The organism is Bradyrhizobium acaciae (genome assembly GCF_020889785.1).
In the GTDB taxonomy this organism is placed as follows: Bacteria; Pseudomonadota; Alphaproteobacteria; order Rhizobiales; family Xanthobacteraceae; genus Bradyrhizobium; species Bradyrhizobium acaciae.
The window spans coordinates 23640-49844 of the sequence record NZ_JACMYK010000045.1 but is presented as its reverse complement, the minus strand read 5'-3'; the positions used below and the strand labels follow the sequence as shown (position 1 = coordinate 49844).

At 64.3% G+C, this 26205-nt stretch carries 21 protein-coding genes and 2 pseudogenes; 14 read left to right on the top strand and 9 right to left on the bottom strand.

Annotated elements, in window-relative coordinates; genetic code table 11:
* From H8A92_RS19055 to H8A92_RS19045, 3 genes and pseudogenes are all read left to right on the top strand, one after another.
* Positions 1 to 286 (top strand): annotated as a pseudogene (locus tag H8A92_RS19055) (UDP-glucose 4-epimerase GalE); the annotation flags it as partial.
* A 108-nt stretch (positions 287 to 394) separates the two neighbouring features.
* A complete protein-coding gene (locus tag H8A92_RS19050; protein WP_229197183.1) occupies positions 395 to 2206 on the top strand; it encodes an ABC transporter ATP-binding protein in 1812 nt (603 codons plus the stop codon).
* Positions 2207 to 2238: 32 nt separating this feature from the next.
* Positions 2239 to 2940, top strand: a complete 702-nt coding sequence (locus tag H8A92_RS19045) for a fumarylacetoacetate hydrolase family protein (protein WP_229197182.1) — start codon at positions 2239 to 2241, stop codon at positions 2938 to 2940.
* 62 nt (positions 2941 to 3002) lie between these two features.
* Here the strand turns inward: H8A92_RS19045 and H8A92_RS19040 are convergent, their stop codons facing one another.
* Positions 3003 to 3269 carry a hypothetical protein gene (locus H8A92_RS19040; protein WP_229197181.1) on the bottom strand — a complete coding sequence of 89 codons (267 nt, stop codon included), beginning with the start codon at positions 3267 to 3269 and terminating at the stop codon, positions 3003 to 3005.
* A gap of 177 nt (positions 3270 to 3446) precedes the next feature.
* Complete coding sequence (locus H8A92_RS19035) at positions 3447 to 3674, bottom strand: hypothetical protein (RefSeq protein ID WP_229197180.1); 228 nt, start codon at positions 3672 to 3674, stop codon at positions 3447 to 3449.
* Between the two features lie 208 nt (positions 3675 to 3882).
* Here H8A92_RS19035 and H8A92_RS19030 point away from each other — a divergent pair, with 208 nt between their 5' ends.
* Entirely contained in the window at positions 3883 to 4167 is a 285-nt protein-coding gene (locus H8A92_RS19030; RefSeq protein ID WP_229197179.1) for a hypothetical protein, read from the top strand.
* A 24-nt stretch (positions 4168 to 4191) separates the two neighbouring features.
* Here the strand turns inward: H8A92_RS19030 and H8A92_RS19025 are convergent, their stop codons facing one another.
* The 3 genes and pseudogenes from H8A92_RS19025 to pdxR form a co-directional block, all read right to left on the bottom strand.
* Positions 4192 to 4569, bottom strand: coding sequence for an SPW repeat protein (locus tag H8A92_RS19025; RefSeq protein WP_229197178.1), 378 nt, complete (start codon positions 4567 to 4569; stop codon positions 4192 to 4194).
* Positions 4570 to 4590: 21 nt separating this feature from the next.
* Positions 4591 to 5949, bottom strand: a pseudogene (locus H8A92_RS19020) (MFS transporter).
* Positions 5950 to 6075: 126 nt separating this feature from the next.
* Positions 6076 to 7488 carry a MocR-like pyridoxine biosynthesis transcription factor PdxR gene (gene pdxR, locus H8A92_RS19015; RefSeq protein WP_229197177.1) on the bottom strand — a complete coding sequence of 471 codons (1413 nt, stop codon included), beginning with the start codon at positions 7486 to 7488 and terminating at the stop codon, positions 6076 to 6078.
* A 126-nt stretch (positions 7489 to 7614) separates the two neighbouring features.
* Here pdxR and H8A92_RS19010 point away from each other — a divergent pair, with 126 nt between their 5' ends.
* Together H8A92_RS19010 and H8A92_RS19005 are read left to right on the top strand one after the other, a co-directional pair.
* Positions 7615 to 8073, top strand: coding sequence for a cupin domain-containing protein (locus H8A92_RS19010; RefSeq protein WP_229197176.1), 459 nt, complete (start codon positions 7615 to 7617; stop codon positions 8071 to 8073).
* Between the two features lie 27 nt (positions 8074 to 8100).
* On the top strand, positions 8101 to 9324 hold the full coding sequence (locus H8A92_RS19005; protein ID WP_229197175.1) for an MFS transporter: 1224 nt from the start codon (positions 8101 to 8103) through the stop codon (positions 9322 to 9324).
* On the opposite strand, the gene H8A92_RS19000 is transcribed toward H8A92_RS19005, so the two are convergent.
* The gene (locus H8A92_RS19000; protein WP_229197174.1) at positions 9321 to 11018 is read right to left on the bottom strand and encodes an NAD-dependent malic enzyme; all 1698 of its coding nucleotides are present in this window, start codon (positions 11016 to 11018) and stop codon (positions 9321 to 9323) included. The genes H8A92_RS19005 and H8A92_RS19000 overlap by 4 nt on opposite strands.
* Positions 11019 to 11510: 492 nt before the next feature.
* Between H8A92_RS19000 and H8A92_RS18995 the strand changes: the two genes are divergently transcribed.
* Entirely contained in the window at positions 11511 to 11666 is a 156-nt protein-coding gene (locus H8A92_RS18995) for a hypothetical protein (RefSeq protein ID WP_229184314.1), read from the top strand.
* A gap of 90 nt (positions 11667 to 11756) precedes the next feature.
* Here the strand turns inward: H8A92_RS18995 and H8A92_RS18990 are convergent, their stop codons facing one another.
* The gene (locus tag H8A92_RS18990; protein ID WP_229197173.1) at positions 11757 to 12686 is read right to left on the bottom strand and encodes an aspartyl/asparaginyl beta-hydroxylase domain-containing protein; all 930 of its coding nucleotides are present in this window, start codon (positions 12684 to 12686) and stop codon (positions 11757 to 11759) included.
* 334 nt (positions 12687 to 13020) lie between these two features.
* Here H8A92_RS18990 and H8A92_RS18985 point away from each other — a divergent pair, with 334 nt between their 5' ends.
* The 7 genes from H8A92_RS18985 to H8A92_RS18955 all read left to right on the top strand — a co-directional run bounded on the left by H8A92_RS18985 (position 13021) and on the right by H8A92_RS18955 (position 23319).
* Positions 13021 to 14220, top strand: a complete 1200-nt coding sequence (locus H8A92_RS18985; RefSeq protein ID WP_163160319.1) for an ABC transporter substrate-binding protein — start codon at positions 13021 to 13023, stop codon at positions 14218 to 14220.
* A gap of 10 nt (positions 14221 to 14230) precedes the next feature.
* Positions 14231 to 15949, top strand: a complete 1719-nt coding sequence (locus tag H8A92_RS18980; RefSeq protein ID WP_229197172.1) for an FAD-dependent oxidoreductase — start codon at positions 14231 to 14233, stop codon at positions 15947 to 15949.
* Positions 15946 to 16710 carry an SDR family NAD(P)-dependent oxidoreductase gene (locus H8A92_RS18975; RefSeq protein WP_229197171.1) on the top strand — a complete coding sequence of 255 codons (765 nt, stop codon included), beginning with the start codon at positions 15946 to 15948 and terminating at the stop codon, positions 16708 to 16710. Before H8A92_RS18980 ends, H8A92_RS18975 begins: the two co-directional genes overlap by 4 nt.
* Before the next feature lie 41 nt (positions 16711 to 16751).
* A complete protein-coding gene (locus tag H8A92_RS18970) occupies positions 16752 to 17546 on the top strand; it encodes an IclR family transcriptional regulator (protein ID WP_229197170.1) in 795 nt (264 codons plus the stop codon).
* 789 nt (positions 17547 to 18335) lie between these two features.
* The gene (locus H8A92_RS18965) at positions 18336 to 19295 is read left to right on the top strand and encodes a hypothetical protein (protein WP_229197169.1); all 960 of its coding nucleotides are present in this window, start codon (positions 18336 to 18338) and stop codon (positions 19293 to 19295) included.
* Positions 19296 to 19702: 407 nt separating this feature from the next.
* Complete coding sequence (locus H8A92_RS18960) at positions 19703 to 21841, top strand: type I secretion system permease/ATPase (RefSeq protein WP_274613406.1); 2139 nt, start codon at positions 19703 to 19705, stop codon at positions 21839 to 21841.
* 17 nt (positions 21842 to 21858) lie between these two features.
* Positions 21859 to 23319: an HlyD family type I secretion periplasmic adaptor subunit gene (locus tag H8A92_RS18955; RefSeq protein ID WP_229197167.1), complete on the top strand. Its 1461-nt coding sequence runs from the start codon at positions 21859 to 21861 to the stop codon at positions 23317 to 23319.
* Positions 23320 to 23397: 78 nt separating this feature from the next.
* Here the strand turns inward: H8A92_RS18955 and ahcY are convergent, their stop codons facing one another.
* Both ahcY and metK read right to left on the bottom strand, forming a co-directional pair.
* Positions 23398 to 24825 carry an adenosylhomocysteinase gene (gene ahcY / locus H8A92_RS18950; RefSeq protein WP_229197166.1) on the bottom strand — a complete coding sequence of 476 codons (1428 nt, stop codon included), beginning with the start codon at positions 24823 to 24825 and terminating at the stop codon, positions 23398 to 23400.
* 125 nt (positions 24826 to 24950) lie between these two features.
* Positions 24951 to 26147: a methionine adenosyltransferase gene (gene metK, locus H8A92_RS18945; protein ID WP_229184325.1), complete on the bottom strand. Its 1197-nt coding sequence runs from the start codon at positions 26145 to 26147 to the stop codon at positions 24951 to 24953.
* Positions 26148 to 26205 lie beyond the last annotated feature (58 nt).

Sequence of the window (26205 nt, the reverse complement as noted above, 5' to 3'; positions counted from 1 at the left end):
TGGGCAGTCGGTGACGATGAATTGCGGTTACGGCCGCGGCTATTCCGTGCTCGAGACCATCGAAGCGGTCCGCCGGGTCTCGATGCGCAATTTCGCGGTCGCCTACGCCGCGCGCCGGCCCGGCGACATCATGACCATGGTGGCCGATACCAGACGGATCCGCTCGCTGCTCGACTGGACCCCGCGTTACGATGATCTCGAGACCATCGCGAGCCACGCGCTGGCCTGGGAGGAGAAGCTGTTCAGGGAGCGCGAGACTCCGGCGCGACAGGCAGAATCGGCCTAAAAATCAAGCCGTTATCACGCTGTTATTATACTTGAAAAAGCCCCGCCAAGCGGGCAAGGAGGTCCGCAACCCTGATGGCCGGCGCTGCCCGCCGTCAATGGAACGCGGATGGCTCAGTTTCCAAAGAAAATTACCGACGATCCCTATGGCGCGGCGATCCTGATTCGCCGCCTGGTCACGGAACAGGGGATCACCTACTGGCGGCGCTATCTGACGGCGTTCGCCCTGATGGCCGTTGCGGCCGGCTCGACGGCCAGCGCCACCTACGTGCTCGGCCAGGTGATCAACCAGGCCTATGTCGACAAGAACATCCCCGGCATCGCGATGTTCGCCGGGATCACGGTCCTGCTGCTGTTCATCAAGGGCGTGGCGACCTACGGCCACATGGTGATCCTGTCGAAGATCAGCAACGCCATCCTGGCGCGGAACCAGCGGCAATTGTTCGCCAAGCTGATGAGTGAAAGCATCGGCTTCTTCTCGCAGCGGCACTCATCGGAATTCCTGGCGCGGCTCACGGCCGGCGCCAAGTCGATCACCGACGTGCTCAACATGCTGGTCAATGCGATCGGCCGCGACTTCCTGATGCTGATCAGCATGGTCGCCGTGATGGTCTGGCAGGACCCGCTGATGTCGTTCATCGGGCTCGTGGCGGTGCCGCCGGCGATGCTGGTGCTGCGCAAGCTGGTGAAGCGGATCAAGGGCCTCGCCTACAACCAGTTCACCGGCACCGCCGACATCATGGAGACGATGCAGGAATCGCTGCAGGGCATCCGCACCGTGAAGGCGTTCACGCTGGAAGATACCATGCAGCAGCGGATCGACGAGAACATCGCGATCGTCGAGCGCAACGCCAACAAGATGGCGCATGTCGCCAACCGCTCCAACCCGCTGATGGAGATGCTCGGCGGCTTCGCGGTCGCCGGCTGCCTGCTCTATGGCGGCTACAGCGTGGTGGCGCTCGGTTCCACGCCGGGCCAGTTCTTCACGTTCCTGACCGCCTTCCTGATGGCGACCGAGCCGGCCAAGCGCCTGGCGCGGCTCAACATCGACCTCAACAGCCAGCTGGTCGGCGCGCGGATGCTGCTCGAGGTCGTCGACAGCCCGGCGAGCGAACAGGCCGACGACGACAAGCCGGCACTCAAGCTCACCGACGCGCGGATCGAACTGCGCGACGTCAGCTTCGGCTATCGGCCCGGCGAGCCGGTGCTGAACCGCATGAGCTTCACAGCCGAGCCAGGCAAGGTCACCGCGCTGGTCGGCCCCTCCGGCGGCGGCAAATCGACCGTGCTCGCGCTGCTGCTGCGCTTCTACGAGACGCGCGAGGGCGAGATCCTGATCGACGGACAGTCGATCTCCCAGGTGTCGCGCAAGTCGCTGCGCCGGCAGACCGCCTATGTCGGCCAGGACGTCTATCTGTTCCGCGATACCATCCGCGCCAACATCGCCTTCGGCAAGCCGGGCGCCACCGAGGCCGAGATCATCGACGCCGCCAAGGCTGCCTGCGCGCACGACTTCATCATGAGCTTCCCGCTCGGCTATGACACGCCGGTCGGCGAGCACGGCACGCAACTGTCCGGCGGGCAGCGGCAGCGCATCGCGGTGGCCCGCGCGCTGATCAAGAACGCGCCGATCATCCTGCTCGACGAGGCCACTGCCGCGCTCGACTCGGAGTCCGAGAAGCAGGTGCAGGAAGCGATCGAGCATCTCTGCCAGGGCCGCACCACGATCGTGATCGCGCACCGCCTGCACACCATCATGCATGCCGATGCGATCCTGGTGGTCGAGGGCGGCGCCATCGTCGAGCGCGGGCGTCACGAGGAGCTGCTGCGCCGCGGCGGCCGCTACGCCTCGTTCTTCCGGCTGCAGCATCACCACGACCCGTCACCGCTGGCACTGGCGCCGATCAGCGCCACCGGCTAGATCCGATTCACCCCAAGAGCAGCGAGACCCATATGAACGCCGCCTCCACCGTCATTCCGCTTCCCCCGCAGCCCTCGCTTCCCGTCATCGGCGAATCCGGCACCTATCCGGTCCGCCGCATCTGGTGCGTCGGCCGCAACTATCTCGAGCATATCAGGGAGATGGGCAATGACGAGCGCGCGCCGCCGTTCTTCTTCGGCAAGCATGCCGACATGCTGGTGCCCGACGGTGCGACGATCCCCTATCCGCCGCTGACCAAGGACCTGCATCACGAGGTCGAGCTGGTGGTGGCGATGAAGAGCGGCGGGCTCAACATTCCCGCCGACAAGGCGCTGGAACATGTCTACGGCTATGCCGTCGGCATCGACCTGACCCGCCGCGACCTGCAGATCGCCTCGCGCAAGAAGGAGCGGCCCTGGGAGGTCGGCAAGTCGTTCGACTATTCCGCGCCCTGCTCCGCGATCCAGCCGGCCTCGAAGATCGGTCACCCGACCGCAGGCAAGATCTGGCTCACCGTCAACGGCAAGGAAGCGCAGAAGGGCGACCTCACCGAGCTGATCTGGAACGTGCCCGAAATCATCTGGCAGCTGTCGCAGCAGGTGAAGCTCGCCGCCGGCGACATCATCATGACCGGCACGCCCGCCGGCGTCTCGCAGCTGCAGCCTGGCGACAAGATCGAATGCGGTGTCGACGGCGTCGGCAAGCTCGCGGTGACGATCGGCAAGCCGGAGTAGTCTCCGGATCCGATCCATCAGCAGACCGCGGCCCCGAACCTGGTTCGGGGCCGTTTGCTTTTTCAGAATTGCTCGTGGCCGGGATGATTGGGGTCGCCCAAATACCCGCCGCCGCCGCTGCCGCCCGCACTGTCACCACTGTAGTCAGTTCCGAGATAGGGCGGCGGATCGACCGGCTGGCGATGCGGGCCGCCCGAACCGCCCGGGGGCAGTTTCGCGCCGACATTCTTCGGCGGCGCCATGTGAAGTCCGCCCGCCTGTGCGGAGCCCAGTGCGGTCACGCCGAACGCGACAACGGCAGCGAAAGCAACAAGCGATTTGCGTGTCATGCGACGTCTCCTTGAACTCGGGCCGGGCACCATGCGCCGGCTCCGACGCCGCACCCTTCGCATGATCGCAGCTGCCTGCCTGTGAGGTAGGTCACGCTCAATTCCGGTCGCATCCCGACGACCCACATGCCCGGGAAACCCCGGCCCCCAGGGCCCGGGGCTTTCCGCTGCGGATGGTCAGCGCATCGTGCCGGGCATGCAGGGCGGTTCGGTGAAGGGTGCGGTTGCGAACGATCCGACGTTCGGCGCGCGCACGCAATCGGTCGTCTTGCTGCTGACCGGTGTCGTCGTCGTCATCGAAGCATGAGCGCGCCGCGCCGCAGCATTGCTGCCGGCGGCAGACGCCTGAGCCGAATACGCAGCTGCCGCAACCAGCGCGAGCGCAGCGAAGGTCAATTTGGTCATAGGATTTCTCCGCACGATGGGTGAAGCCGACCAATCTCGGCTCCTGTGATCAAGGAGCGTCAACGCTGCAAAATTATTTCATCACGCACGATCACCGAACCGCGAGCGCCGCATCACATCAGCTGGATCGGGGAATACCGGGACGACCGAGGCACTCCATTTCATCAAGGCCGCGTGCAAACGCGGCGATGACGGCATGGAGATTCTCATGATCGATCTTCGACGAATGAGGCGACGACTCGGCAAAGGACTGAGCCTGGCTGCAATCCTGTCGGCGGCAACGGCGAGCTCTTGCTTCGCACAGCCGACAGTCCAGGAGCCCAACGCCTATGCATCAAACGAAACCGCGACGCGGCCGTGGCTGGCGCCGGTCGGCCATCGCCAACCGCGCGCCGCCGACATTCCCGCCGCGACATCGACGTCGCAACAGATCATCGATCAGGAAGATGCGATCGTCGATCGCAAGATCAGGGGCATCTGCCGCGGCTGCTAGCATCCTCCTCGCGGTGGGCAGGTCCTAATGCCTTTCGGCTGCCTGCGATGCAGCCTGCCCGAGATGCGCCTTCTCGTACTCGAGCCATAGCTCGAGCAGCGCCATGAATGCGACCACGGCACCCGCGGCGATGCTGAAATGCATCGCGCGGGTGTGCGTGAAGCCGAGCAGCCATGGTGAGACGATCAGCCAGCATCCGATGAGCAGATTGATCCATTCCTCCCAGATCGAAAACGCAACGATCGCCGCGAGCGACATGATCGCGATCGCTGCGCCGCTGATCCTCAGATCGATCGCCGCCGCCGGGTTGGCATGCGCGAACAGCCACGGCGCGGCAACCAGGAAGATCGCTGCGGCGAGGCTGTAGAGATCAAGTGCGGATTCCTTTCGCCATTTCACCATCGTTTCCTCCCTTGCTTTCTCTCATCGCTGATGCGCAGCCGCAGCATTGATGTCCTTGCCGGTGTAGTCGGTCATCAGCGCGGTTGCGACCAGCGTGATGACGGCGCAGAGCGCGATATAGACCGCGATCGCGGTCGACGAATGATAGGTCCCGAACAGCCACGCTGCGATCAGCGGTGCAGGACCGCCGGCGATGACAGATGCGAGCTGGTAGCCGAGCGAGGCCCCGCTGTAGCGCAGCCGTCCGGTGAAGCTTTCGGCGATCAGGGCCGCCTGCGGGCCGTACTGCATGTCGTGCGGAATCAGCGACAGGAAGATCGCGAGGAAGATGATCGCTTCCGATCCGGTGTTGAGCATCGCGAAGTAGATGAAGCCGAACACGCCGGTCACGGCAGCGCCGATCATGTACATGTTCTTGCGTCCGATCTGATCGGAGATATGCCCGCACAGCGGGATCGAGACGAACGACAGCACCGAGGCCGCGAGCACCGCGGTCAACAGGAAGTCGCGCGACATCTGCAGCGTACCGACGCCGTAGGAGAACACGAAGGCGGTGAAGATGTAGAACGGCGCCTGCTCGGACATCCGCGCGAAGGCGGACAGCAGGATCTCCTTCGGATGGTCGCGGATCACGGTCAGCATCGGCGTGGGATCGAGCCGACGCTCGGCCATCAGCCTGGTGAACACCGGCGTTTCCAGAATGCCGAGCCGGATGTAGAGGCCGACGCCGACCAGGATGATGCTGAGCGCGAACGGGACGCGCCAGCCCCATGCCAGGAATTGGTCGCCCGACATCTGGCTGAAGGCCAGCACCGCAAAATTGGCGAGGAACAGCCCGCAGGGCACGCCGAATTGCGGCCATGACGCGATCAACCCGCGCGAGCGATCGTTGCGGGCCCATTCCATCGACATCAGCACCGAGCCGCCCCATTCGCCGCCGACGCCGACACCCTGGATGAAGCGCAGCACGGTGAGGATCACCGCGCCTCAGATCCCGATGCTGGAATAGGTCGGCACCAATGCGACCGCCGCGGTCGCGAGGCCCATCAGAAGCAGGGTCGCGATCAGCGTCGACTTGCGACCGATGCGGTCGCCATAGTGCCCGAAGATCGCCGCGCCGATCGGCCGCGCGATGAAGCCGACCGCATAGATGGCGAAGGCTTCCAGCGTGCCGACCCAGGGGTCGGAATGCGGGAAGAACAGCTTTGCGAAAACCAGGCCCGTGACGGTGCTGTACAGGAAGAAGTCATACCATTCGATCGCGGTCCCGACCGTGGAGGCGATGACTGCGCGGCGCAGCTGGAGCTGATGCTCGGCTGGGGTGAGTTGGTCGGCGTCGAGGCCGGAGGTTAGACCAAGCGTTGGACCGAGTGTCGTCATGGGAGCGTCTCCCTTGAAGCCCCCGGATGGATTTTGACTGTTCGGGTCGTTTGAGTACGAACGACATCGCGGCGCCGAAGGTTCCAACAGAATGGAACGCGAAGCCTAGAACTTTAGTCGGTAACTTTAGTCGGTCCGCGCTCGCCGCGCGGTCACGGGCTCGATCGCACGCCTGAGCCGCTTCGCGATCGCAGGCGCGTCTGCCTCGGCCACATTGGTGAAACCAACCAGCAGACCCTGCCCGCAGTCATGATGAACGCTGCGGTTGGACAGCGGCTCGGCGCCAAATCCATCGGCCCGGGCAAGCTGCGCGAGCCGCACATCGCGCACGCGGCCTACAAACCGAAGCAACAAATGCATACCGCCCGGCTGCAGCTCAACCCTGATGCGCCCGCCGAATTCGGTATTCAGCGCGGCCGCCAGGGCAGCGCGGCGCGCGGCATACAGCTTCCGCATTCGCTTCAGATGTCGCGCGAAGTGGCCGTCCGCCATGAAGCCCGCAGCGACCCGCTGCGAGAACGTGCTGAGGCCACTGCTTTGGCCGGCACCCATCGCAATGAAGGTGTCGAGCAGCCGGTCCGGCAAGACCAGATAGCCGAGCCGCAATCCAGGAAAGAGCGTCTTGCTGAACGTGCCCGAATAGATCACGCGCTGTCCGCGATCGAGACTCTTCAACGCCGGCAGCGGTCGACCAACGAACCGGAACTCGCTGTCGTAGTCATCCTCGATGACATAGGCGTCCGCGTGGTCCGCCCACCGGAGTAACGCCATGCGGCGCGGCAATGAAAGCGACACTCCCAATGGGCTTTGATGCGAGGGCGTTACGACCGCGATTCTTGCTCGCCGCGCCTGCTTCACTCCTTCGGTGACGCGCATTCCCTCGGCATCGACAGGCACGGCGACCAGCTTCGCGCGAGCCATCTCGAGCGCGGATCGCACCGGCGGAAAGCAGGGATCTTCAATCCACACGCGATCGCCGCGCCGAAGCAGGATACGCAGCGACAGATCGAGGCCGCCTTGAAACCCGTTCGTCACCAGCACCTGGCGCCAATCGCAGGCGATACCGCGGGAAGAGCCGAGATAGGCCGCGATCGCCTGCCGCAACGGCTCGTAGCCGGCCGGATCGGGATACATCATGTCTGCCGCGGAACTCCGGCGAGCCTCTCGCGCAATCAGGTGCGTCCAAAGCTTGCGCGGAAAAAGATCGACGGCTGGCAATCCCATCTGCAGCAGCAGAGGTTCGCCGCGCGCGCCCGGCCGGCCGGTGGACCGGGCGGGAAATTTCGCGACGTCATCGAGCGTCACGGCGTCGCGCAACTCCGGCGAGACGATCGTGCCGGCCTGACCGCGTGTGACGATGTAGCCCTCGCCGGCCAGCATGGCATAGGCGGCGTCGACCGTGCCGCGCGCCATTGCTAGCTCGTCGGCAAGACCGCGAATGGAAGGCAGCCGGTCGCCCGGCCGAAGCTGCCCGGTCGCGATCGCGCTGCGGAAGCGCTCGTAAAGCTGGCGCGAAAGCGGGGTGCCGCCGCTTCGCACCAGATCGGTCGCCGGTCTGTTCAGTCGCTTGGTCATGGCCCAGTCAATATGCAGCTTCTTGGCCCTTATGGATAGACCATTCCATCGCTAGATCGGTGGCCTCGAACAACATCAGGAGCTTTCGATATGAAATCCACCATGCCTCGACGGGACTTCAATCGCGCCTCGATCGCAGCGCTGCTTGCGGTCGTTGCCGCCGGGCGAAGTTCTAACGCCGATGCGCAGCAGCAACATGCCGCATCGGGGACCAGGCAGTCCTCCAGACGTGACGTGATCAAGCAGGACCTGCCGGGCAATCCCGCGCGCGTCATCACGCTCGTGGAGGTGACCTACCCTCCGGGAACGGGATCGCCGGCGCATGTCCATGCCAACGGAGTGATGGCCTACGTCGTCTCGGGCCTGGTGGCCTCGCAGGTCGGCGATGGTCCCGAACGCACCTACAGCGCCGGCGAAGCCTGGTGGGAGCCGGCCGGAGCCATTCATCGCGTCTCGCGCAACCCGAGTTCGACCGAGCCGGCGACCCTGCTCGCGATCTATATCGCGCCACGAGATGCGACCTCCGCAGATCTCATGAAGCCGCTATAGACATTGAGCGCTTTGGACTCCTCGACCATGCAGAGTGCTCTCACAGCAGCACTGAGCGCGGCGATCGCGGTGATCGTGCTGCCGCTGTTCGCCGCGCAATCGCTCTCGGCTCCAATCGCCGCGTCATTCGAGCTGACGGCAGGCGCCGCCGGCCTGATCGCCATGATGCCGATGCTCGGCTACACCGCCGGACTGGTGCTGCTCGTCCCCCTGATCGATATCTTCCCGATGCGCTCCGTCATGTTGACGACGCTCCTGACCGGGACCATCGCGCTGGCGGCCGCGGCCTGGTCGCCCTCGGCGACGCTCTTCCTGCTCAGCATCTTTGCCGTGGGACTGACCACAAGCGCCACGCAAATGGTGGTTCCCCTGGCGGCCAGTCTGGCCGAGCAATCGGCGCGCGGCCGCGTGATCGGCAGGATCATGAGCGGGCTGATGATCGGCGTTCTGCTGTCGCGACCGAGCGCCAATCTGTCGGCCAGCCTCTTCGGCTGGCGTGGGGCCTATCTCGTCGACGCCGCCGCGCTTGCGGTCGTCTGCATCGGCAGTGCGATGATCGTGCCGGCCGGTTCGCAAGCCAGCCGTTTGAGCTTTCCCGGGCTGCTCTCGTCGCTATGGAAGGTCTTCCGCAGCGAGCCGGCGCTGCAACGGCGTGCTGCGTGCCAGGCGTTATGCATGGGCAGTTTCGGTGCGTTCTGGACCGGCGTCCCGCTTCTGCTTGCGGCGCCTCCATTCGGACTGGGACAGGTCGGAATCGGCGCGTTTGCCCTTGCGGGTATCGGTGGGGTGCTGGTGGCGCCAGTTGCCGGATGGGCCGCCGACCGTGGTCTCGACGAAACGGCGACGCGCCTTGCACATGGCTGCGTGGTCGCCGGATCCGGTCTTGCGCTCGTTTTCGGTGCGGATCGACTGGGTTTCGATCCGGCAACGCACCGCGGCATCGCCTTGCTACTGCTGGTTCTGGCCGCGATCGTCATCGACCTCGGTGTGATCGGCGATCAGACGTTGGGGCGGCACGCCGTCAATTCCTTGCGCCCCGACATCCGCGGCCGCCTCAACGGGCTCTATACGGGATTATTCTTCATCGGCGGAGCCGCAGGATCCGCGCTTGCCGGCGTCGCCTGGGCGCTCGGCGGATGGGCGTCGGTCTGCGCGCTCTGTGTTTGCTTCGGCGTTGGCGCGATCATCCTTGGCCGGATCACGTCAGGCCAAGGCGCACGGACTCGACAGGACGCAGGCGTCCGGCTCTAGGGCCGGTCGCTGCGCCGATACGGCACGTAGCTCGGGGTCCAGATCTTGGCCTGGATACGCGTCTCGACCTGGTCGATCGGAATATCCTTGGCCAATCCTTCCTTGTGCGCCTGGAGCGCCACCGCCAGCGCAACCGTCAGCGCGACGTCGCGCAGCGCGCTGACCGGCGGCAGCAGATTGTGCTTCGGGTTGTTGCGCGCCGGCGAGACGCTGGCCAGCGCCTTGGCGGCGGCCATGAACATCCCGTCGCTGACGCGGCTCGCGCCCACCGCGAGCGCGCCGACGCCGACGCCCGGGAAGATGTAGGAGTTGTTGGTCTGGTCCACCTTGAAGCGCGCGCCGTCGCGCGTGATCGGCGGGAACGGGCTGCCGACGCCGATCAGCGCCCGCCCTTCGGTCCACGCCTCGATATCGCCGGGCGTCGCCTCTTCGCGCGAGGTCGGGTTGGACAGCGGGAAGATCACCGGCCGCTTGTTGCACTCGGCCATCGCGCGGACGATCGGCTCGGAGAATGCGCCTGCTTGGCCAGAGACGCCGATCAGCACGGTCGGCTCGGCGTTGCGCACGACGTCGAGCAGCGCGATCTTGTCGGGATGGTTGAGCTGCCAGCCCGCGATTGCCTGCTTGCTCTGCACGAACGGAAGCTGGAACGGGGCGAGCCCGCTCATGCCCTCGAGCAGCAGCCCGTCGCGGTCGACCATGAAGAAGCGTTTCGCCGCCTCGCTCTCCGACACGCCGGCATCGACCATTGCAGCGCGGATCAGGCTCGCGATGCCGCAGCCGGCGGAGCCTGCCCCGAACACGGCGACACGCTGTTCGGTGAGCGGCACGCCGGTGACGTTGATCGCCGAGAGCAAGGCGCCGGTTGCGACCGCCGCGGTACCCTGAATGTCGTCGTTGAAGGTCAGGAGCCGGTCGCGATAGCGCTCGAGCATCCGCGTCGCGTTGTTCTTGGCAAAATCCTCCCACTGCAGCAGGACGCGCGGCCAGCGCTTCACCACCGCGGAGACGAAAGCCTCGATGAAGTCGTCATATTGCTGACCGCGGACGCGCTCGTTGCGCCAGCCGATATAGAGCGGATCGGCCAGGCAGTCCGGATTGTCGGTGCCGACGTCGAGCATGATCGGCAGCGTCGTCGCCGGATGCAGGCCGCCGCAGCCGGTATAGAGTGCGAGCTTGCCGATCGGGATGCCCATGCCGCCGGCGCCCTGGTCGCCGAGGCCGAGGATGCGCTCGCCGTCGGTCACGACGATCGCCTCGACGTGATCGAAGCGCGGATGGGCAAAAATGCGGTCGATCCGGTGCTGGTGCGGAATGCTGAGGAACAGCCCGCGCGGCTTGCGAAACAGCCGACTGAATTTTTGGCAACCCTCGCCGACGGTCGGCGTGTAGACGATCGGCAGCAGCTCTTCCAGGTTGCCGACCAGCAGCGCGTAGAACAGCGTCTCGTTGGTGTCCTGCAATTCGCGCAGGAAGGCATAGCGCTCGATGTCGGTCTCGTAGCCGCGCAGCGCCTCCAGACGGCGCGAGACCTGCTCGTCCAGCGTCAGGATATTGGGCGGCAGCAGGCCATGCAGGTCGAACGCCTCGCGCTCGGCCTCGGAGAACGCGGTGCCCTTGTTCAACTGCGGATCGGCCAATAGCTCGTAGCCGCTCAACGCCGTGGTCGCGAAAGCTCCGGTAATCTCCGACATGACAAGGTCCCCTTCAACGCGAAATGCCTGAGGGGACTTTATCACGCCCGTGTAACGGATCGGAGCGCGAAGCTACCGCGCCGCGCAAAGTTGAACGGCGCCCGACGTTGCGGCCGGCGAGATGCCTCTCGTGGAAGAGTGGGCCGGCCGGCGGAATTCCGGCTAAGGGGCCATGAGCGATCGTCCCGACAACGCAGTCCCGCTACGCCGCCGGACAAGAATCAACATACCTTGGTATGCTTCTCTCATTCCTTGTGATGCCCTGTGCTTACGCTCGCACGGTTGAGCGATGGACGGAGATTTCTAAACTCGCGGCTATTCCGACGGGTGCACGGCCACAATCTCTCTGCGGAGCACGGCCAACCATAGCAACTCTCGGGCGCGAGCCGCGTTCCGAAATCTGTGATCAGGATCACTGCTCCGAGGCGTGAATCGCAAGACTGTCACGAGACCAATGGCTACTGGAACCCGGGTTCTTCGAGGAACACTCAAATGATCGTCAACATTCAGAAGCTGGATGGCCTGTGGCACCTCATCGTCGGGTCGTGCAAGATCCGAACTCCATTCCTGGAGAGCCAGAACCGGGAGTGGGTCGTCGCGTACGCCAGGCGGGTCTACCCGGGCGCCAGGGTTTTCGAGCGCGACTGACGCCGTGACGGCTCACCGCTCACGCCTCCAAAAAAAGCCCCGGAACGCGCTCCGGGGCTTCTGCTTTCAGCGCGGCAAGACCGCGCGCGCTTAGCGCAGCGCCGACATCACGATCAGGCCGAGAAGCAGCGCGGTCGCGGAATATTTGAGCGTGTAATACACGTTCCGATTCCACTCCTTGACCTTGCGGCTGGCGAGATGGACCTCGTAGAGCTTGCCGAACACCTTGTTCAGCGCGCCGACATGCTCGCCGTCGACGTTCTGGGTCGCCGACGCCTTGACGATGTTGTGGCTGACCCAGCGGTTCATCGCCGTCATGAAGCCGTACTTCATCGGGCGCTCGACGTCGCAGAACAGGATGATGCGGTTGACGTCGGTCTTGTTCTCGGCGCTGTGGATGAAGGTCTCGTCGAACATGAAGGCCTCGCCGTCGCGCCAGACGCATTCGACGCCGTCGACGAGAATGCGGCACTCATTCGAATTCGGCGTCACGAGGCCGAGGTGATAGCGCAGCGAGCCGGCGAAGGGATCGCGATGGGCACCGAGCTTGCCGCCGGGCGGCAGCATCGCGAACATCGCGCCATGCACGCTGGGAATCGAATTCAACAGCTCCACCGTCTTCGGGCACAGCGTGCGCGCCGACGGCAGGAAATCGTCGTACCATTTCAGATAGAACCGCTTCCAGCCGCTCTTGAAGAACGAGTAGAAGCCCCAATCATTGTTCTTGGCCGCGGCGCGGATGAAGCCCTCGTCGAACAGCCTCGTGGCTTCGTCGCGGATCATCTCCCAATTGTCGGAAAGCTTCTTCAGCTCGGGGAATTGCTCGAGCGGGATCACCGGCGTGTTTGATACCGCGGAGCCCGCATACATCAGCACGTTGTAAGGCGCGAGGTAGGTCGAATGATCGCCGAGCTGGCGGGCGAAGCGCAGCCGCTGCTTGCCGCGGAAGTGCACGTAAAGTGTAGAAGCCGCCAGCACGTAGAGAATGACGAGCTGCGGCGCGAAGAGCTGTCTCAACATGATCCGTCTATGATCGCAGCCCGCCGACGCTCTTGATGCACCGCCCCGCAGGAGCCAATACCCGAGACGGGTGGCTCAGCCCGGGCGGCGAAGTGCGTCGCCGTCCGCGAAACTCCCCTGTTTCATAGCAACCTGGCACTGCCGCGAGATCGCCGCGGCGCCGTCCCGGATGAGCCATGTAAGCGCCTACTCACCAAATGTGAAGCAGTGGGCCATTCGATGGCCAGCTTTGTGACATCATTCACACACTTAATTCGCCATTGACAAACTGATTAGATAATTCCTAATCATAAGATAACCCGCCGAAGAATGCGGACATCCAGGAGGAGGAACGATGAGACATTTCTTGGCGGCAGCCATTCTCGCGGCAATGACGACGGCCGCGCACGCCCAGATTTCCGATGACGTCGTGCGCATCGGGGTGCTGACAGACCTGTCGAGCTGGGGCCGCGACAATTCCGGCCCGGGCTCGGTCGAGGCGGCCAAGATGGCGGTTGAGGAATTCGGCCCCACCGTGCTCGGCAAACCGATCGAGATCATTTCAGCCGACCACCAGATGAAGACCGATGTCGGCGTGCAGATCGTGCGGGGCTGGTTCGACAACAACAAGGTCGACGCCGTCGTCGACATTCCCAACTCCGGCATCGCGATCGCCGTGCACAACATGGTGCGCGAGCGCAACAAGATCGCGCTGCTGTCCGGCCCCGGCGCAAGCTCGCTGACCGACGAGCTGTGCAGCCCCAACACCGTGCACTTCACCTACGACACCTACGCACTGTCGAAGGTCACGGCGTCGGCGGTGATCGCGGAAGGCGGCAAGTCCTGGTACTTCATCACCGCGGATTACGCCTTCGGCCAGCAGCTCGAGAAGGACGCGACGCGCTTCATCAACGAGATGGGCGGCAAGGTGCTCGGCGGCGTCAAGCATCCGACCAACACCGCCGACTTCTCGTCCTTTGCACTGCAGGCGCAAAGCTCGAAGGCCGACGTGGTGGCGTTCGCCAATGCCGGCCAGGACACCGACAATTCGATCAAACAGTCCGGTGAGTTCGGCCTCGTGCAGGGCGGCCAGAAGCTGGTCGGCCTGTTGATGTTCGACACCGACGTGCATGCGATCGGCCTCAATGCCGCGCAGGGCACCTACATGACCACGGCGTCGTACTGGAATATGGACGACAAGACGCGCGCCTGGTCGAAGAAGTTCTTCGCCCGCACCAACGTGATGCCGACCATGATCCAGACCGGCGTCTACGGCTCGGTGCTGCATTATCTGAAGGCGATCAAGGCCGCCGGCACCGACGATCCCAAGGCGGTGATGGCCAAGATGCGCGAGCTGCCCATCGAGGACACCTTCGTGCATGGCGGCAAACTGCGCGAGGACGGCCGCGTCATCCGCGACATGTATCTGGCGAAGGTGAAGAAGCCCTCGGAATCCAAGGAGCCGTGGGACTATCTCGACATCATCAAGACGGTGAAGGGCGAGGACGCCTATCGTCCGGTCTCCGAGTCGAAGTGCCCGCTGCTCAAGAAATAGGATCGATCGCGTGGCCAACCAAGAAACGTATGAATGCGATGCGCTTGTCGTCGGCTCCGGCTGCGCCGGGCTGTCGGCAGCGGTCACCGCCGGCCATCACGGCCTGAAGGTCCTGGTGGTCGAGAAGGAGCCGCGCTTCGGCGGCACCACCGCGCGCTCCGGTGGCTGGCTGTGGATTCCCGGTACCTCGCTGGCCAAGGCCTGGGGCATCGAGGAGAGTCCTGATCAGGCAAAAACCTATCTGCGCCATGAAGCCGGCAACAGCTTCGACGCGGCCCGCGTCGATGCGTTCCTGACCGAAGGGCCAAAGGCGGTCGACTTCTTCACGACCAGCACCGCTGTTCGTTTCGACATGCCGCTGACCTTCCCGGACTACCACGCGGAAGCGCCCGGCGGCGCGCAAGGCGGCCGTTCGATGGTGACGCGGCCGTTCGACGCCCATGAGCTCGGCGATGCCCTCAAGGATCTCGGCAGCCCCCTGCCCGAACTCACCGTGTTCGGAATGATGCTCGGTTCCGGCAAGGAGATCGTGCATTTCATGCGCGCGACGCGGTCGCTGGCGTCGGCGGCCTATGTCGCCAAGCGGCTGTCGAAACACGCGCTAGACGTGATGCGCAACGGCCGCGGCATGACGCTGACCAACGGCAATGCGCTGGCCGGACGGCTGGCGAAATCCGCCTTCGACCTCAAGATCCCGCTCTGGCTCAATTCGCCGGTGCGCGAATTGATCGTCGAGAACGGCGTGGTGCGCGGCGCAATCGTGATGCGCGAGGGCCGTACTATCCGGGTCAACGCCAAACGCGGCGTAGTGCTCGCCTGCGGCGGCTTTCCGCATGACGTCGCGCGGCGGCAGAAGATGTTTCCGCATGCGCCCACTGGAAAAGAGCATTACTCGCCGGGCCCGACGGGCAACACCGGTGACGGCCTGCGGCTTGCGGAATCCGCCGGCGGCCGCGTCGACGACTCGCTGCCGAATGCGGCGGCCTGGGTGCCGGTCTCCGTCACCACGCGCAAGGACGGCTCAAAGGGCGTGATGCCGCACTTCATCGATCGCGCCAAACCCGGCGTGATCGCTGTCATGCGCGACGGCAAGCGTTTCGCCAATGAAGGCAATTCCTACCACGACTTCGTGCAGGCGATGATCAAGGCGGCGAAGCCCGGCGAAGAGATCGCGGCGCACCTCGTCTGCGATCACGAGACGCTGCGCAAATACGGCCTCGGCTGCGTGCCGCCGCGTCCGATGCCGCTCGGCCATCATCTGAAGACCGGCTATCTCAAGCGCGGCGCGACACTGTCGGAGCTTGCCGCCCAGGCCGGCATCGACGCCGGAGCGCTCGAGGCAACTGTCGCGGCGTTCAACACGACCGCGGCCGAGGGACGCGATCCTGCCTTTGGGAAGGGCTCGCGCGCCTACAACCGCTACCAGGGCGACGCGCTGCACGGGCCCAACCCCTGCATCGCACCGATCCAGCACGGGCCGTTCTACGCCATCAAGATGGTGATCGGCGATCTCGGCACCTATGCCGGCATCCGGACCGATGCCAACGCCCGCGCGCTCGATGCCGACGGCCAGCCGATTGCCGGCCTCTACGCCGCCGGCAACGACATGACGAGCATCATGGGCGGCAACTATCCCGGCGCCGGCATCACGCTCGGCCCCGCGCTGACCTTCGGCTATATCGCGGGCAAGCACATCGCCGGCGCCGCGGCCGAGAGAAGCGCGGCATGAGCACAACGGCGCACCTGCTTGCGGGCAAGCGCGCGCTCGTCACCGGCGCCGCACATGGCAACGGACGCGCCATCGCGCTCGGCCTCGCGGCACATGGCGCCGATGTCGCGGTCGCAGACATCGATCTCGCCGGCGCCGAGCAGACCGCGGCCGACATTCGCCTGCGCGGGCGCGCCGCCTGGCCGTTCGCACTCGACGTCACCGATGCGGAGGCATGCTCCGCGCTGGCGCAACAGATGGCGCGCGAGGTCGGGCCGATCGCGATCCTGGTCAACAATGCCGGCATCATCATCCGTGAAGGCATCACTTCGCCGCGCGCCCACGACAATTGGCGGCGGGTGCTCGATGTCAATTTGACCGGGACGTTCAACGTCACCCACGCTTTCCTGCCGGCGCTGCGCGAGACCCGCGGCGCGATCATCAATCTCGGCTCGATCGCCTCCTTTCTCGGCGTCGCCGATACGCTCGGCTATGCGCCGTCCAAGGGCGGCGTGAAGCTCTTCACCCAGGCGCTTGCCCGCGAGCTTGCCGCCGACGGCATTCGCGTCAATGCAATCGCGCCCGGCGTAATCGAAACGGCGATGACCGAGGAGACCCGCAACGACCCTGCCCGGCTCGCCGGATTTCTGGGCCGCACGCCGCTCGGCCGCGTCGGGCAGCCGGAGGAGCTGGTCGGTCCGGTGGTGTTCCTGGCGTCGGAGCTGGCGTCTTATGTGAACGGCGTGACCATGCCCGTCGACGGAGGCTTTCTCGCCGTATAAGGACGTTGTCGAAAGAGCTGGCAAGATCACATGGCGAGCAGATGACGAGAGAAAGCCGCGGCATACAGTCGATCGAGGTCGGCGGTGAATTGCTCCGCGCGCTCGCCCGCAGCGGCGAACCGATGATGCTGCGCGATCTCGCGCGCGAAGCCGGCATGCCGCCGGCCAAGGCGCATCCCTATCTCGTCAGCTTTTCCCGCATCGGCCTCATCGAGCAGGACGAGACCACCGGCCGCTACGAGATCGGCGCGCTGGCGCTCGAGCTCGGCCTGATCAGCCTGCGCCGGCTCTCTGCCGTGCGGATCGCGACGCCGCGGATCGCTACGCTCGCCGACAGCATCAATCACGCGGTGTCGCTGTCGGTCTGGGGCACCCACGGCGCGACCGTGGTGCGGCTCGAGGAGCCGAGCCATCCCGTGCATATCGCGATGCGCGTCGGATCGGTGGTGGCGCTGCTCGAGACTGCGACCGGTCGCGCCTTCGCCGCCTTCATGCCGCCGAACGCCGTCAAGACCGCGCTCGACAGCGGCCTCGATCGCCTCGGCGTCGGCTACAATCCCAAGCGTGAGGCAATCAATTCGAAGACCACCGAGATGCTGGCCGAGGTGCGCAGCCACGGGCTCGCACGGGCGATCGGCGATCCCCTGCCCGGCGTCAACGCCTTCGCCGCGCCGGTGTTCGATCACGCCGGTCATGTCGCTCTGGTCATCACCGCGATGGGACCGGAGGGCACTTTCGACGCCGGCTGGGACAGCGCCATCGCGGACGCGCTGCGCGATTGTGCGAACGACATCTCACGGCAGCTTGGGCACGGGACGGCGCGGAAGGCGGAGTGATGTGTTTTCTCTCCGTCATTCCCCGGTGCGCAATTGCTCAGCGGGGAATGACGAAGGATGGAAACGCGCCGGCCCTTACATCTGAGTTGCCCGACGGCGCAAGCCCCCGCGACAAAGATATTTCGCTTTATCAGAACTATAGCTCGGTGTATAAATAATCCGTCTCACCCGATCGAGGGGCGCTTCGCGATCGTCACGAACGCGGCGTGAGATGCGGTGGACGCGAAACGCGCAGTCGACGAATGCGCGTGACGCGGACGGCGAAATCGTGCAGGCCTGACGCCCTAGTGGCAGGTGTCCTCTCGCAAAACGAGTAAGCGTTTTTGCGAAGGCGGTGACAACAAAGCCAAGTCTCGCCGGGGAGAGCATGTATAAGCCGTAACCCATTGCGCAGGGAAAGCCGGATTGCTCCGGTTACACCTGTGGTCCTACCCCCGTGCTTTCTACCTTTGCACGGGGCCCATGGGTGCGATCGGCACCCGGCTTTCCCTGCTCCCTCTATGAAGTGAGAGGGCGGAACGAAGCGCAGAGCTCGGACAGTCCGCGTCGCGAGATCGCTGGCGCGCATCCCCATCGCAAACTGACAATTGCATCCAGCGCATTCGCGCCGCCATCTGCCTTGGCAACATGGTGTCCGCGCGACAATGGTCGAAGAACGAGATCCGCGATATGTGACGTAGTTCGCAAAGCCGGCGCCAGATGTAACGATTGTCGATGACGCATTCGCACAGGTTCCATATGGCCCCGCGAGTTCCCGATCTCAATGAATGAACCTTACGGTCGAATCTCGTGACGTATTTTTCGTTGAAGCTTGGTCATTGTGATCGGGCCCGGCCGCAACAATCATTGTTCGTTTTCGAAATGGTCCTTTTCGGGCCAACAAGGAGAAGTGTGATGCCATTTATGCCAACACCTTTGCAAAACAATGTTGTCATCCAGAACAACACCACCGGTGTCGTCGATTACCTGAAATACGAAGGCTCGACGCTGGTGGCGTCCGTTGCGCAGGACTACGGAATCGGCGCGGATTGGAAGGTCGTCGCCAACAACACGAGCACGCTGGTCATACAAAACGACAAGACGGGCTTCGTCGACTTTCTCGGGATCGGAGCCAACGGCGCGCTGATGTCCTCCGCGATGAGCACGACAGCCCTGCCGCGCCTCTTCGGCTATTCGTCGGACACCGGCGAGTTTGGCTCGCAGCTCGCCGACGGCGAGATCGACATGTTGAAGTTCGATACCACGACCGGAGCCCTGACGGGCAGCAGCCTGGTCGCCGGAAGCGCTGGACTGCCGACCGCCGTCGGTATTTCAACCTGGAATCTGAACACGCCGGCATGGGCTGGAATCAGCAGCCCTGGCCTGAATGCCGACGTCATCGATACCCAAACGGCGAGCGGCCAGCTCGATGTTATCGGGTTGGGCGGTACCTTCATTGGCGGCCTCAACGTCCAGACGAGCTTCCTGGCCGCTGGCGGCGTTGGTAGTCCGGCGATCGGAGACGTCAATTCGGACTCCGCAAGTACGGGGTACAACTACCAGAACGGCACCGGCAATCCGCAAGGTTTGGAAGCAACGGCGATGACGGCGGGCGGGCAGATCGACCTGCTCTACTGGGATGTCGGCACGCCCGATACGGCCAACGCCGGCGTGCTCTATGCCAGCAATATGCTCACCGGCAGCTACGCCGGCTGGAGCGTCGTCGAAGGCGGCTCGATCGAGAGTGGGCACGTGTTCCCCGTGTCGTAGGTTTTGCGGCACGAGTTCGAGCCATTTGAACGGAGCGGATTGCAGCCGGACGCCGTCCGGCTGCAATCCACCGCATCGGTCCGTGTTTTGAGAGCAACGCAGTCGAGGCCGCAATTGTGTTCTCGATCACATAAGTTGGCGTAGCAAAGCAGTAGCGTAGATGCGGAAAAGGCACGGCGCCGCCAGACGCCTTCAAGCGCTGGAACGCTGTCGCTTCGGCAGAATATGATGATCATACTCTGGAATTTCTCGTTACCTGCACGGTTCCGTTGAACCTCGCGCGAAACCTGCGTACCAATTGAATATTTCAATATTGAAGTCCGGCGCGACCGCGATCGCAGCGGACATCCATGGAAGTTATGCGGCCGAAATATTGAGCCGCGACAATTATTGCAGAGGGCACCCACATGATCGGTAGCCAGCAAATTGCAGCCGTGCCAGCGACGCCGGCTGATACAGGTCTCGGCAGTCTTGGGCTGGTGCTGGCCATGTTGGGCGAAGCGTTCGACATCGATCGGGCGCGGCGTGAGTACATATCCGATGGCCGTACCGCTGAGTGTGACGATCTCGTGCGTATCGCGCGCGGCGTCGGGCTGAAGGCGCAGGCCGTCCCCGCTTCCGTCGAGCGCCTCAAGGCGCTGTCGCTGCCGGTGATCGCACGTTGCCAGGACGGCACCTTCTTTGTGATCGGACGATGGGCCGAGGCCGACATCATGGTCGGGCTAGGTGGCGGGCCGCCTGTCCGCTGGACCATGGACGAACTGGAGCAGAAATGGACCGGCGAGATCGTGCTGTTCGCCAAACGCGACCAGCTTCCCGGCGAAGTCACGCGCTTTGGGCTGCGCTGGTTCATTCCGGTGATCAAACGCTTTTCCAGGATTCTCACCGAGGTGCTGGTGATTTCGGTGTTCATCCAGCTCGTCGCGCTGGCCTCGCCGCTGTTCTTCCAGGTCGTGATCGACAAGGTCCTGGTGCACCGTGGACTCACCACGCTCAACGTGCTGATCATCGGCCTGCTGGTCATCAACGTCGCCGACGCGCTGTTGAACTGGCTGCGCACCTACGCCTTTGCCCACACCACGAGCCGCATGGATGCCATTCTCGGCTCGCAGCTGTTCCGCCATCTCGTTGCGCTGCCGATCAGTTATTTCGAAAGCAGAGCCACCGGCCAGACCGTGGCGCGGGTGCGGGAACTGGAGAACGTCCGGCAGTTCGTCACCTCCTCCGCGCTCACCCTGGTGGTCGACGTCGCGTTCAGCCTGCTGTTTCTGGCGGTGATGTTCTGGTACAGCGTCTCCCTGACGCTCGTGGTCGTGACATCGATCCCGTTCTACGTCTTGATATCGCTGGTCATCACGCCGGTTCTGAAGGCACGGGTGCAGGAGAAATTCCAGCGCGGCGCCGCAAATCAGTCGCTGCTGGTTGAGAGCCTCGCCGGCATTCAGACGCTGAAGGCCTGCGCAGTCGAACCGCAAATGCGGCGGCGATGGGACGAGCAGCTTGCCGCCTACATCGGATCCTCGCTCCGGGTGGTGACGATGGGCGCTGCCGGCTCGCAGCTGGTCGGCCTTGTGAACAAGGTGACGAGCGCCGCGATCCTGTGGTTCGGCGCTCAGGCCGTGATCGGCAATCAGCTCACCATCGGCGAGTTCGTCGCCTTCAACATGCTGGCAGGCCAGATCAGCGCGCCGGTGTTGCGGCTCGCGCAGCTGTGGCAGGACTTCCAACAGTTCCGTCTGTCGATCGAACGGCTCGCCGACATCATCGATACGCCGACCGAGCCGAACGTCAGCTCCAGGCAGAACCTGCCGGCCATCAAGGGACATTTGCGGTTCGAGAACATCGCGTTCCGCTATCAGGCGGACAACCCGGAGGTGCTGCGCGACCTCTCGTTCGAGATCGGCGCTGGCGAGGTGGTCGGCATTGTCGGCCGCTCCGGATCCGGCAAGTCGACACTGACGAAACTGCTGCAGCGGCTCTACACGCCCGAGCGCGGCCGCGTCATCGTCGACGGCTTCGACACCGCGCTGCTCGATCCGGCCTGGCTGCGACGCCAGATCGGCGTGGTGTTGCAGGAGAACGTGCTGTTCAACCGTTCGATCCGCGACAATATCGCGCTCGTCGAGCCCTCGATGCCGCTTGAGCGTGTCATGCAAGCTGCGCTGCTGGCGGGCGCGCACGAGTTCATTTGCGAACTGCCGCACGGCTACGACACCATCGTCGAAGAGCGCGGCGCCAATCTCTCCGGCGGCCAGCGCCAGCGCATTGCGATCGCCCGCGCGCTGGTCACCAATCCACGCATCCTGATTCTCGACGAGGCCACCTCGGCGCTCGATTATGAGAGCGAGCGGATCATCCAGAACAACATGCGTGCGATCTGCCGGGGCCGCACCGTGCTGATCGTGGCGCACCGGCTTTCCACCGTGCGCGCGGCTGACCGCATCCTGGTGATAGAGCGCGGGCAACTCGCCGAAGCAGGCACCCACGATGTGCTGGTGCATCACAACGGCCTTTACGCCAATCTCGTCCGTCAGGCAGCGGGGTGAACGTCATGGTACAGCCGATGCCGCTTCGTCCCGTCGATGCCTCGCCGAAGCCGACGCCGCCTCGTCCGGCGCCGCCGCGCCTGGTCCCGGCCGCCCCGCGGCTCAATGCCGTGGAGCGTCAGTTTCTTCCCGCCACGATCGAGCTGATCGAAACGCCGTTGTCGCCGACGCTGCGCTTCACGGCGACGGCGCTGTGCGGCCTGCTCGCCGCAGCGTTGATCTGGGCCGCGCTGGCACGCATCGACATGGTTGCGGTGGCCGACGGCAAGGTCGTGCCGCTTGGACAGGTCAAGGTGGTGCAGCCGCTCGAAACCGCGATGATCCGCGCCATTCACGTCGATGAGGGCGATCATGTCAAAGCCGGCCAGGCGCTGGTCGATCTGGATCCGACCGAGGTGCATGCAGATCTGGAAGCGCTGATCTACAATCGCACCCAAGCGGAGCTCGATGCCGAAGTGGCACGCGCGCTGCTCGGTCGCGATCCCGAAGGATCGTTTCACGGCCCCGCTGGCGCCGCCCCCGCGCTGGTTGAGCAGAGCCACAGCCAGGCCCGGCGGGAAATCGAAAAGCATCGCGCGATCGTTGCAGGTTTCACGGCTGAGATCGCGCAGAAGGACGTGGCGCTTGAATCCAACGACGCGCAGATCGAGCGTGCCAAGCTGATCCTTCCGTTGCTGGAGGAAAAGAACAAGACAGCGAAGGCTCTCTACGAAAAGGGCAACGGCACCCGGCCGCCGGTGCTCGACAGCGAGCAGCAGATCGTCGAGAAGCACGCCGATCTCAAGATTGCCGAACGCAACATCGATCAGATTCGGGCCGAACGCAGCTCAATCCAGGCCAAGCTCGCCGAGAGCGAAGCCGGCTACATGGCCGACAGCACCGACCGCCTTACCAAGGCCCTGACGAAGATTTCGCAATTCGACCAGGACATCACCAAGGCGCGGCAGAAGGAGAGCTATCGGCATTTGGTGGCACCGGTCGACGGCACCGTCCAGGGGCTGAAGATCCACACGTCAGGTGCGGTGGTCACCACCGCGGATACGTTGATGACCATCGTTCCCGACGGTGCCGGCATTGAGATCGATTGCCTGGTGCTGAACAAGGATATCGGCTTTGTCAGCGAGGGACAGGATGTCGAGATCAAGCTCGAAGCCTTCCCCTTCTCACGCTATGGTCTGGTACCCGGCCGGGTGCGCAAACTCGGCCGTGACGCCGCCACCGCATCCAATGCCGGCGCCAGCACCGCGGCGGCAGCGCAGAATCCGATGGCCGGGATCGCAGGCGCCCAGCCGGCCGAGCTTGCCTATCCCGCCCGGGTGACGCTGCTGCGGGACTGGATCCTGGTCGACGGCCACCACGAAGCAATCCGCTCCGGCATGCGCGTCTCGGCCGAGATCAAGACCGGCGACCGCCGCGTGATCGAATACCTGCTATCGCCGGTGCTGCAGGCCGCGAAGGAAGCCGGCAGGGAGCGGTGAATCCGCGGTGCGACGCTACAGCAAAAAGCCCCGGACAATGCCGGGGCTTCTCGCTTGATCGAGCGCAGAGACCGCGGATCAGTAGCGGTAGTGATCCGACTTGTACGGACCTTCCTGCTTCACGCCGATGTAATCGGCCTGGTCCTTGCGCAGCTCGGTCAGCTTGACGCCGATCTTGGCGAGGTGCAAGCGGGCGACCTTCTCGTCGAGCGTCTTCGGCAGCACGTAGACCTTCTTGGCGTACTTGCCGTCCTTGTTGTTGGCGAACAACTCGATCTGCGCCAGCGTCTGGTTGGTGAACGAGGCCGACATCACGAAGGACGGGTGGCCCATCGCGTTGCCGAGGTTCACGAGGCGGCCTTCCGACAGCATGATGATGCGGTGCTTGTCGGGAAATTCGATCTCGTCGACCTGCGGCTTGATGTTGGTCCACTTCAGATTGCGGAGGCTCGCGATCTGGATCTCGTTGTCGAAGTGGCCGATGTTGCAGACGATGGCGCGATCCTTCATCGCGCGCATGTGCTCGATGGTGATGATGTCCTTGTTGCCGGTGGCGGTGACGAAGATGTCGGCGCGCGGCGCCGCGTCTTCCATCGTCACGACCTCATAGCCTTCCATCGCCGCCTGCAACGCGCAGATCGGATCGACCTCGGAGACCATGACGCGGCAGCCGGCCTGGCGCAGCGAAGCGGCCGAGCCCTTGCCGACGTCGCCGAAGCCCGCGACCATCGCGACCTTGCCCGACAGCATCACGTCGGTGCCGCGGCGGATGCCGTCGACCAGCGACTCGCGGCAGCCATAGAGGTTGTCGAACTTCGACTTGGTGACGCTGTCGTTGACGTTGATCGCCGGGAACAGCAGCGTGCCCTTGTTGGCCATCTCGTACAGGCGATGCACGCCCGTGGTGGTCTCTTCCGAGACGCCCCTGATGTTCTTGGCGATCTCGGCGAACCAGCCCTTCGGCTTCTCCTTCAGGAGGCGCTTGACCAGCGCGTAGAAGATCTCCTCTTCCTCGGACCCCGGCTTGTCGAGGAACGCGGTGTCGCCCTGCTCGGCGCGATAGCCAGCATGCACCAGCATGGTGGCGTCGCCGCCGTCATCGAGGATCATGTTCGGCGTGCCGCCGCCGTGCCAGTCGAACAGCTTTGCGGTGTAGTCCCAGTACTCGGTCAGCGTCTCGCCCTTCACGGCGAACACCGGAATGCCGGCGGCGGCGATCGCGGCGGCGGCGTGATCCTGCGTCGAGTAGATGTTGCAGGAGACCCAGCGGATGTCGGCGCCGAGCGCAGCCAGCGTCTCGATCAGCACCGCGGTCTGGATCGTCATGTGCAGGGAGCCCGCGATGCGTGCGCCCTTCAACGGCTGCTTGGGGCCATACTCCTCGCGGGTGGCCATCAGGCCCGGCATCTCGGTCTCGGCGAGCGAGATTTCCTTGCGGCCGAAATCGGCGAGCGCAATGTCCTTGACGATGTAGTCGGTGAAGCCGGGCTTCGTGGGGGCGTTCATTTGAGCGTCCTGTTGTTGAACTGGTCATTCCGGGCGCCTCGAAGAGGCGAACCCGGAATCTGGAATTGATGGAAGGAGATTCCGGGTTCGCTCGCTCAGGCGAGCGCCCCGGAATGACGCAAGTGTCAGAGCGCGCGCTTGAGCTGCTCGACGAGATCGGTCTTCTCCCAGGAGAAGCCGCCCTCATTGTCGGGCGTGCGGCCGAAATGACCGTAGGCCGAGGTGCGCGCGTAGATCGGGCGGTTGAGATCGAGATGGGTGCGGATGCCGCGCGGCGTCAGATCCATCGCCTTCGCTGCCGCCTTCTCGAGCTGATCCTCCGACACCTTACCGGTGCCGTGGGTGTCGATATAGATCGACAGCGGACGCGCCACGCCGATCGCGTAGGCGAGCTGCAGCGTGCAGCGATCGGCGAGACCGGCCGCGACGATGTTCTTGGCGACGTAGCGCGCGGCATAGGCCGCCGAGCGGTCGACCTTGGTCGGATCCTTGCCGGAGAATGCGCCGCCGCCATGCGGAGCCGCACCACCGTATGTGTCGACGATGATCTTGCGGCCGGTCAGGCCGGAGTCACCATCGGGACCGCCGATGAAGAACTTGCCGGTCGGATTGATGTGCCAGATCGTCTTGCCGTTGATCCATTCCTTCGGCAGCGCCTCGCGCACATAGGGCTCGACGATGTCGCGGATCTGGCTCGAGGTGAGGTCCTCGACCAGGTGCTGGTGCGACACCACGATCTCGCGGACGCCGACCGGCTTGCCGTTCTCATACTGCACGGTGACCTGGCTCTTGGAGTCCGGACCGAGCACCTTTTCCTTGCCGGAGTGGCGCGCCTCGGAGATCAGCCGCAGGATCTTGTGGGCGTAGAAGATCGGCGCCGGCATCAGGTCCGGCGTCTCGTTGGTGGCGTAACCGAACATGATGCCCTGGTCGCCGGCCCCCTCTTCCTTGACCTCGCCCGGCTGCAGCGCATCGACGCCCTGCGCGATGTCGGCCGACTGCGGATGCAGCAGGATCTCGATGTCGCAGGTCTTCCAGTGGAAGCCGTCCTGCTCGTAGCCGATGTCCTTGATCGCACCGCGAACCACGCTCTCGATTTGGTCGTTGGTGACCGAGCTGGGCCCGCGCGTTTCGCCGGCGATCACCACCTTGTTGGTGGTCGCGAGCGTTTCGCACGCCGCACGGATCTGCCACGGGTCGATGCCCGCTTTCGGTCCCTCGCGGTAGAACAGATCGACGATCTCATCCGAGATACGGTCGCAGACCTTGTCCGGATGGCCTTCCGAGACCGACTCGCTGGTGAAGAGATAAGACGCGCGCATCAAGCAAACCCCTTGTTTCGTCGAATTCCGACGTTGGTTGGTGAATATGTCCCCGGAA

Excerpts from the sequence above, each read along its gene's own strand:
- H8A92_RS19050 (WP_229197183.1), top strand. The coding sequence starts at position 395 with ATGGCTCAGTTTCCAAAGAAAATTACCGACGATCCCTATGGCGCGGCG.
- H8A92_RS19045 (WP_229197182.1), top strand. The coding sequence starts at position 2,239 with ATGAACGCCGCCTCCACCGTCATTCCGCTTCCCCCGCAGCCCTCGCTT.
- H8A92_RS19040 (WP_229197181.1), bottom strand. The coding sequence starts at position 3,269 with ATGACACGCAAATCGCTTGTTGCTTTCGCTGCCGTTGTCGCGTTCGGC.
- H8A92_RS19035 (WP_229197180.1), bottom strand. The coding sequence starts at position 3,674 with ATGACCAAATTGACCTTCGCTGCGCTCGCGCTGGTTGCGGCAGCTGCG.
- H8A92_RS19030 (WP_229197179.1), top strand. The coding sequence starts at position 3,883 with ATGATCGATCTTCGACGAATGAGGCGACGACTCGGCAAAGGACTGAGC.
- H8A92_RS19025 (WP_229197178.1), bottom strand. The coding sequence starts at position 4,569 with ATGGTGAAATGGCGAAAGGAATCCGCACTTGATCTCTACAGCCTCGCC.
- H8A92_RS19010 (WP_229197176.1), top strand. The coding sequence starts at position 7,615 with ATGAAATCCACCATGCCTCGACGGGACTTCAATCGCGCCTCGATCGCA.
- H8A92_RS19005 (WP_229197175.1), top strand. The coding sequence starts at position 8,101 with ATGCAGAGTGCTCTCACAGCAGCACTGAGCGCGGCGATCGCGGTGATC.
- H8A92_RS19000 (WP_229197174.1), bottom strand. The coding sequence starts at position 11,018 with ATGTCGGAGATTACCGGAGCTTTCGCGACCACGGCGTTGAGCGGCTAC.
- H8A92_RS18995 (WP_229184314.1), top strand. The coding sequence starts at position 11,511 with ATGATCGTCAACATTCAGAAGCTGGATGGCCTGTGGCACCTCATCGTC.
- H8A92_RS18990 (WP_229197173.1), bottom strand. The coding sequence starts at position 12,686 with ATGTTGAGACAGCTCTTCGCGCCGCAGCTCGTCATTCTCTACGTGCTG.
- H8A92_RS18985 (WP_163160319.1), top strand. The coding sequence starts at position 13,021 with ATGAGACATTTCTTGGCGGCAGCCATTCTCGCGGCAATGACGACGGCC.
- H8A92_RS18975 (WP_229197171.1), top strand. The coding sequence starts at position 15,946 with ATGAGCACAACGGCGCACCTGCTTGCGGGCAAGCGCGCGCTCGTCACC.
- H8A92_RS18970 (WP_229197170.1), top strand. The coding sequence starts at position 16,752 with ATGACGAGAGAAAGCCGCGGCATACAGTCGATCGAGGTCGGCGGTGAA.
- H8A92_RS18960 (WP_274613406.1), top strand. The coding sequence starts at position 19,703 with ATGATCGGTAGCCAGCAAATTGCAGCCGTGCCAGCGACGCCGGCTGAT.
- H8A92_RS18955 (WP_229197167.1), top strand. The coding sequence starts at position 21,859 with ATGCCGCTTCGTCCCGTCGATGCCTCGCCGAAGCCGACGCCGCCTCGT.
- ahcY (WP_229197166.1), bottom strand. The coding sequence starts at position 24,825 with ATGAACGCCCCCACGAAGCCCGGCTTCACCGACTACATCGTCAAGGAC.
- metK (WP_229184325.1), bottom strand. The coding sequence starts at position 26,147 with ATGCGCGCGTCTTATCTCTTCACCAGCGAGTCGGTCTCGGAAGGCCAT.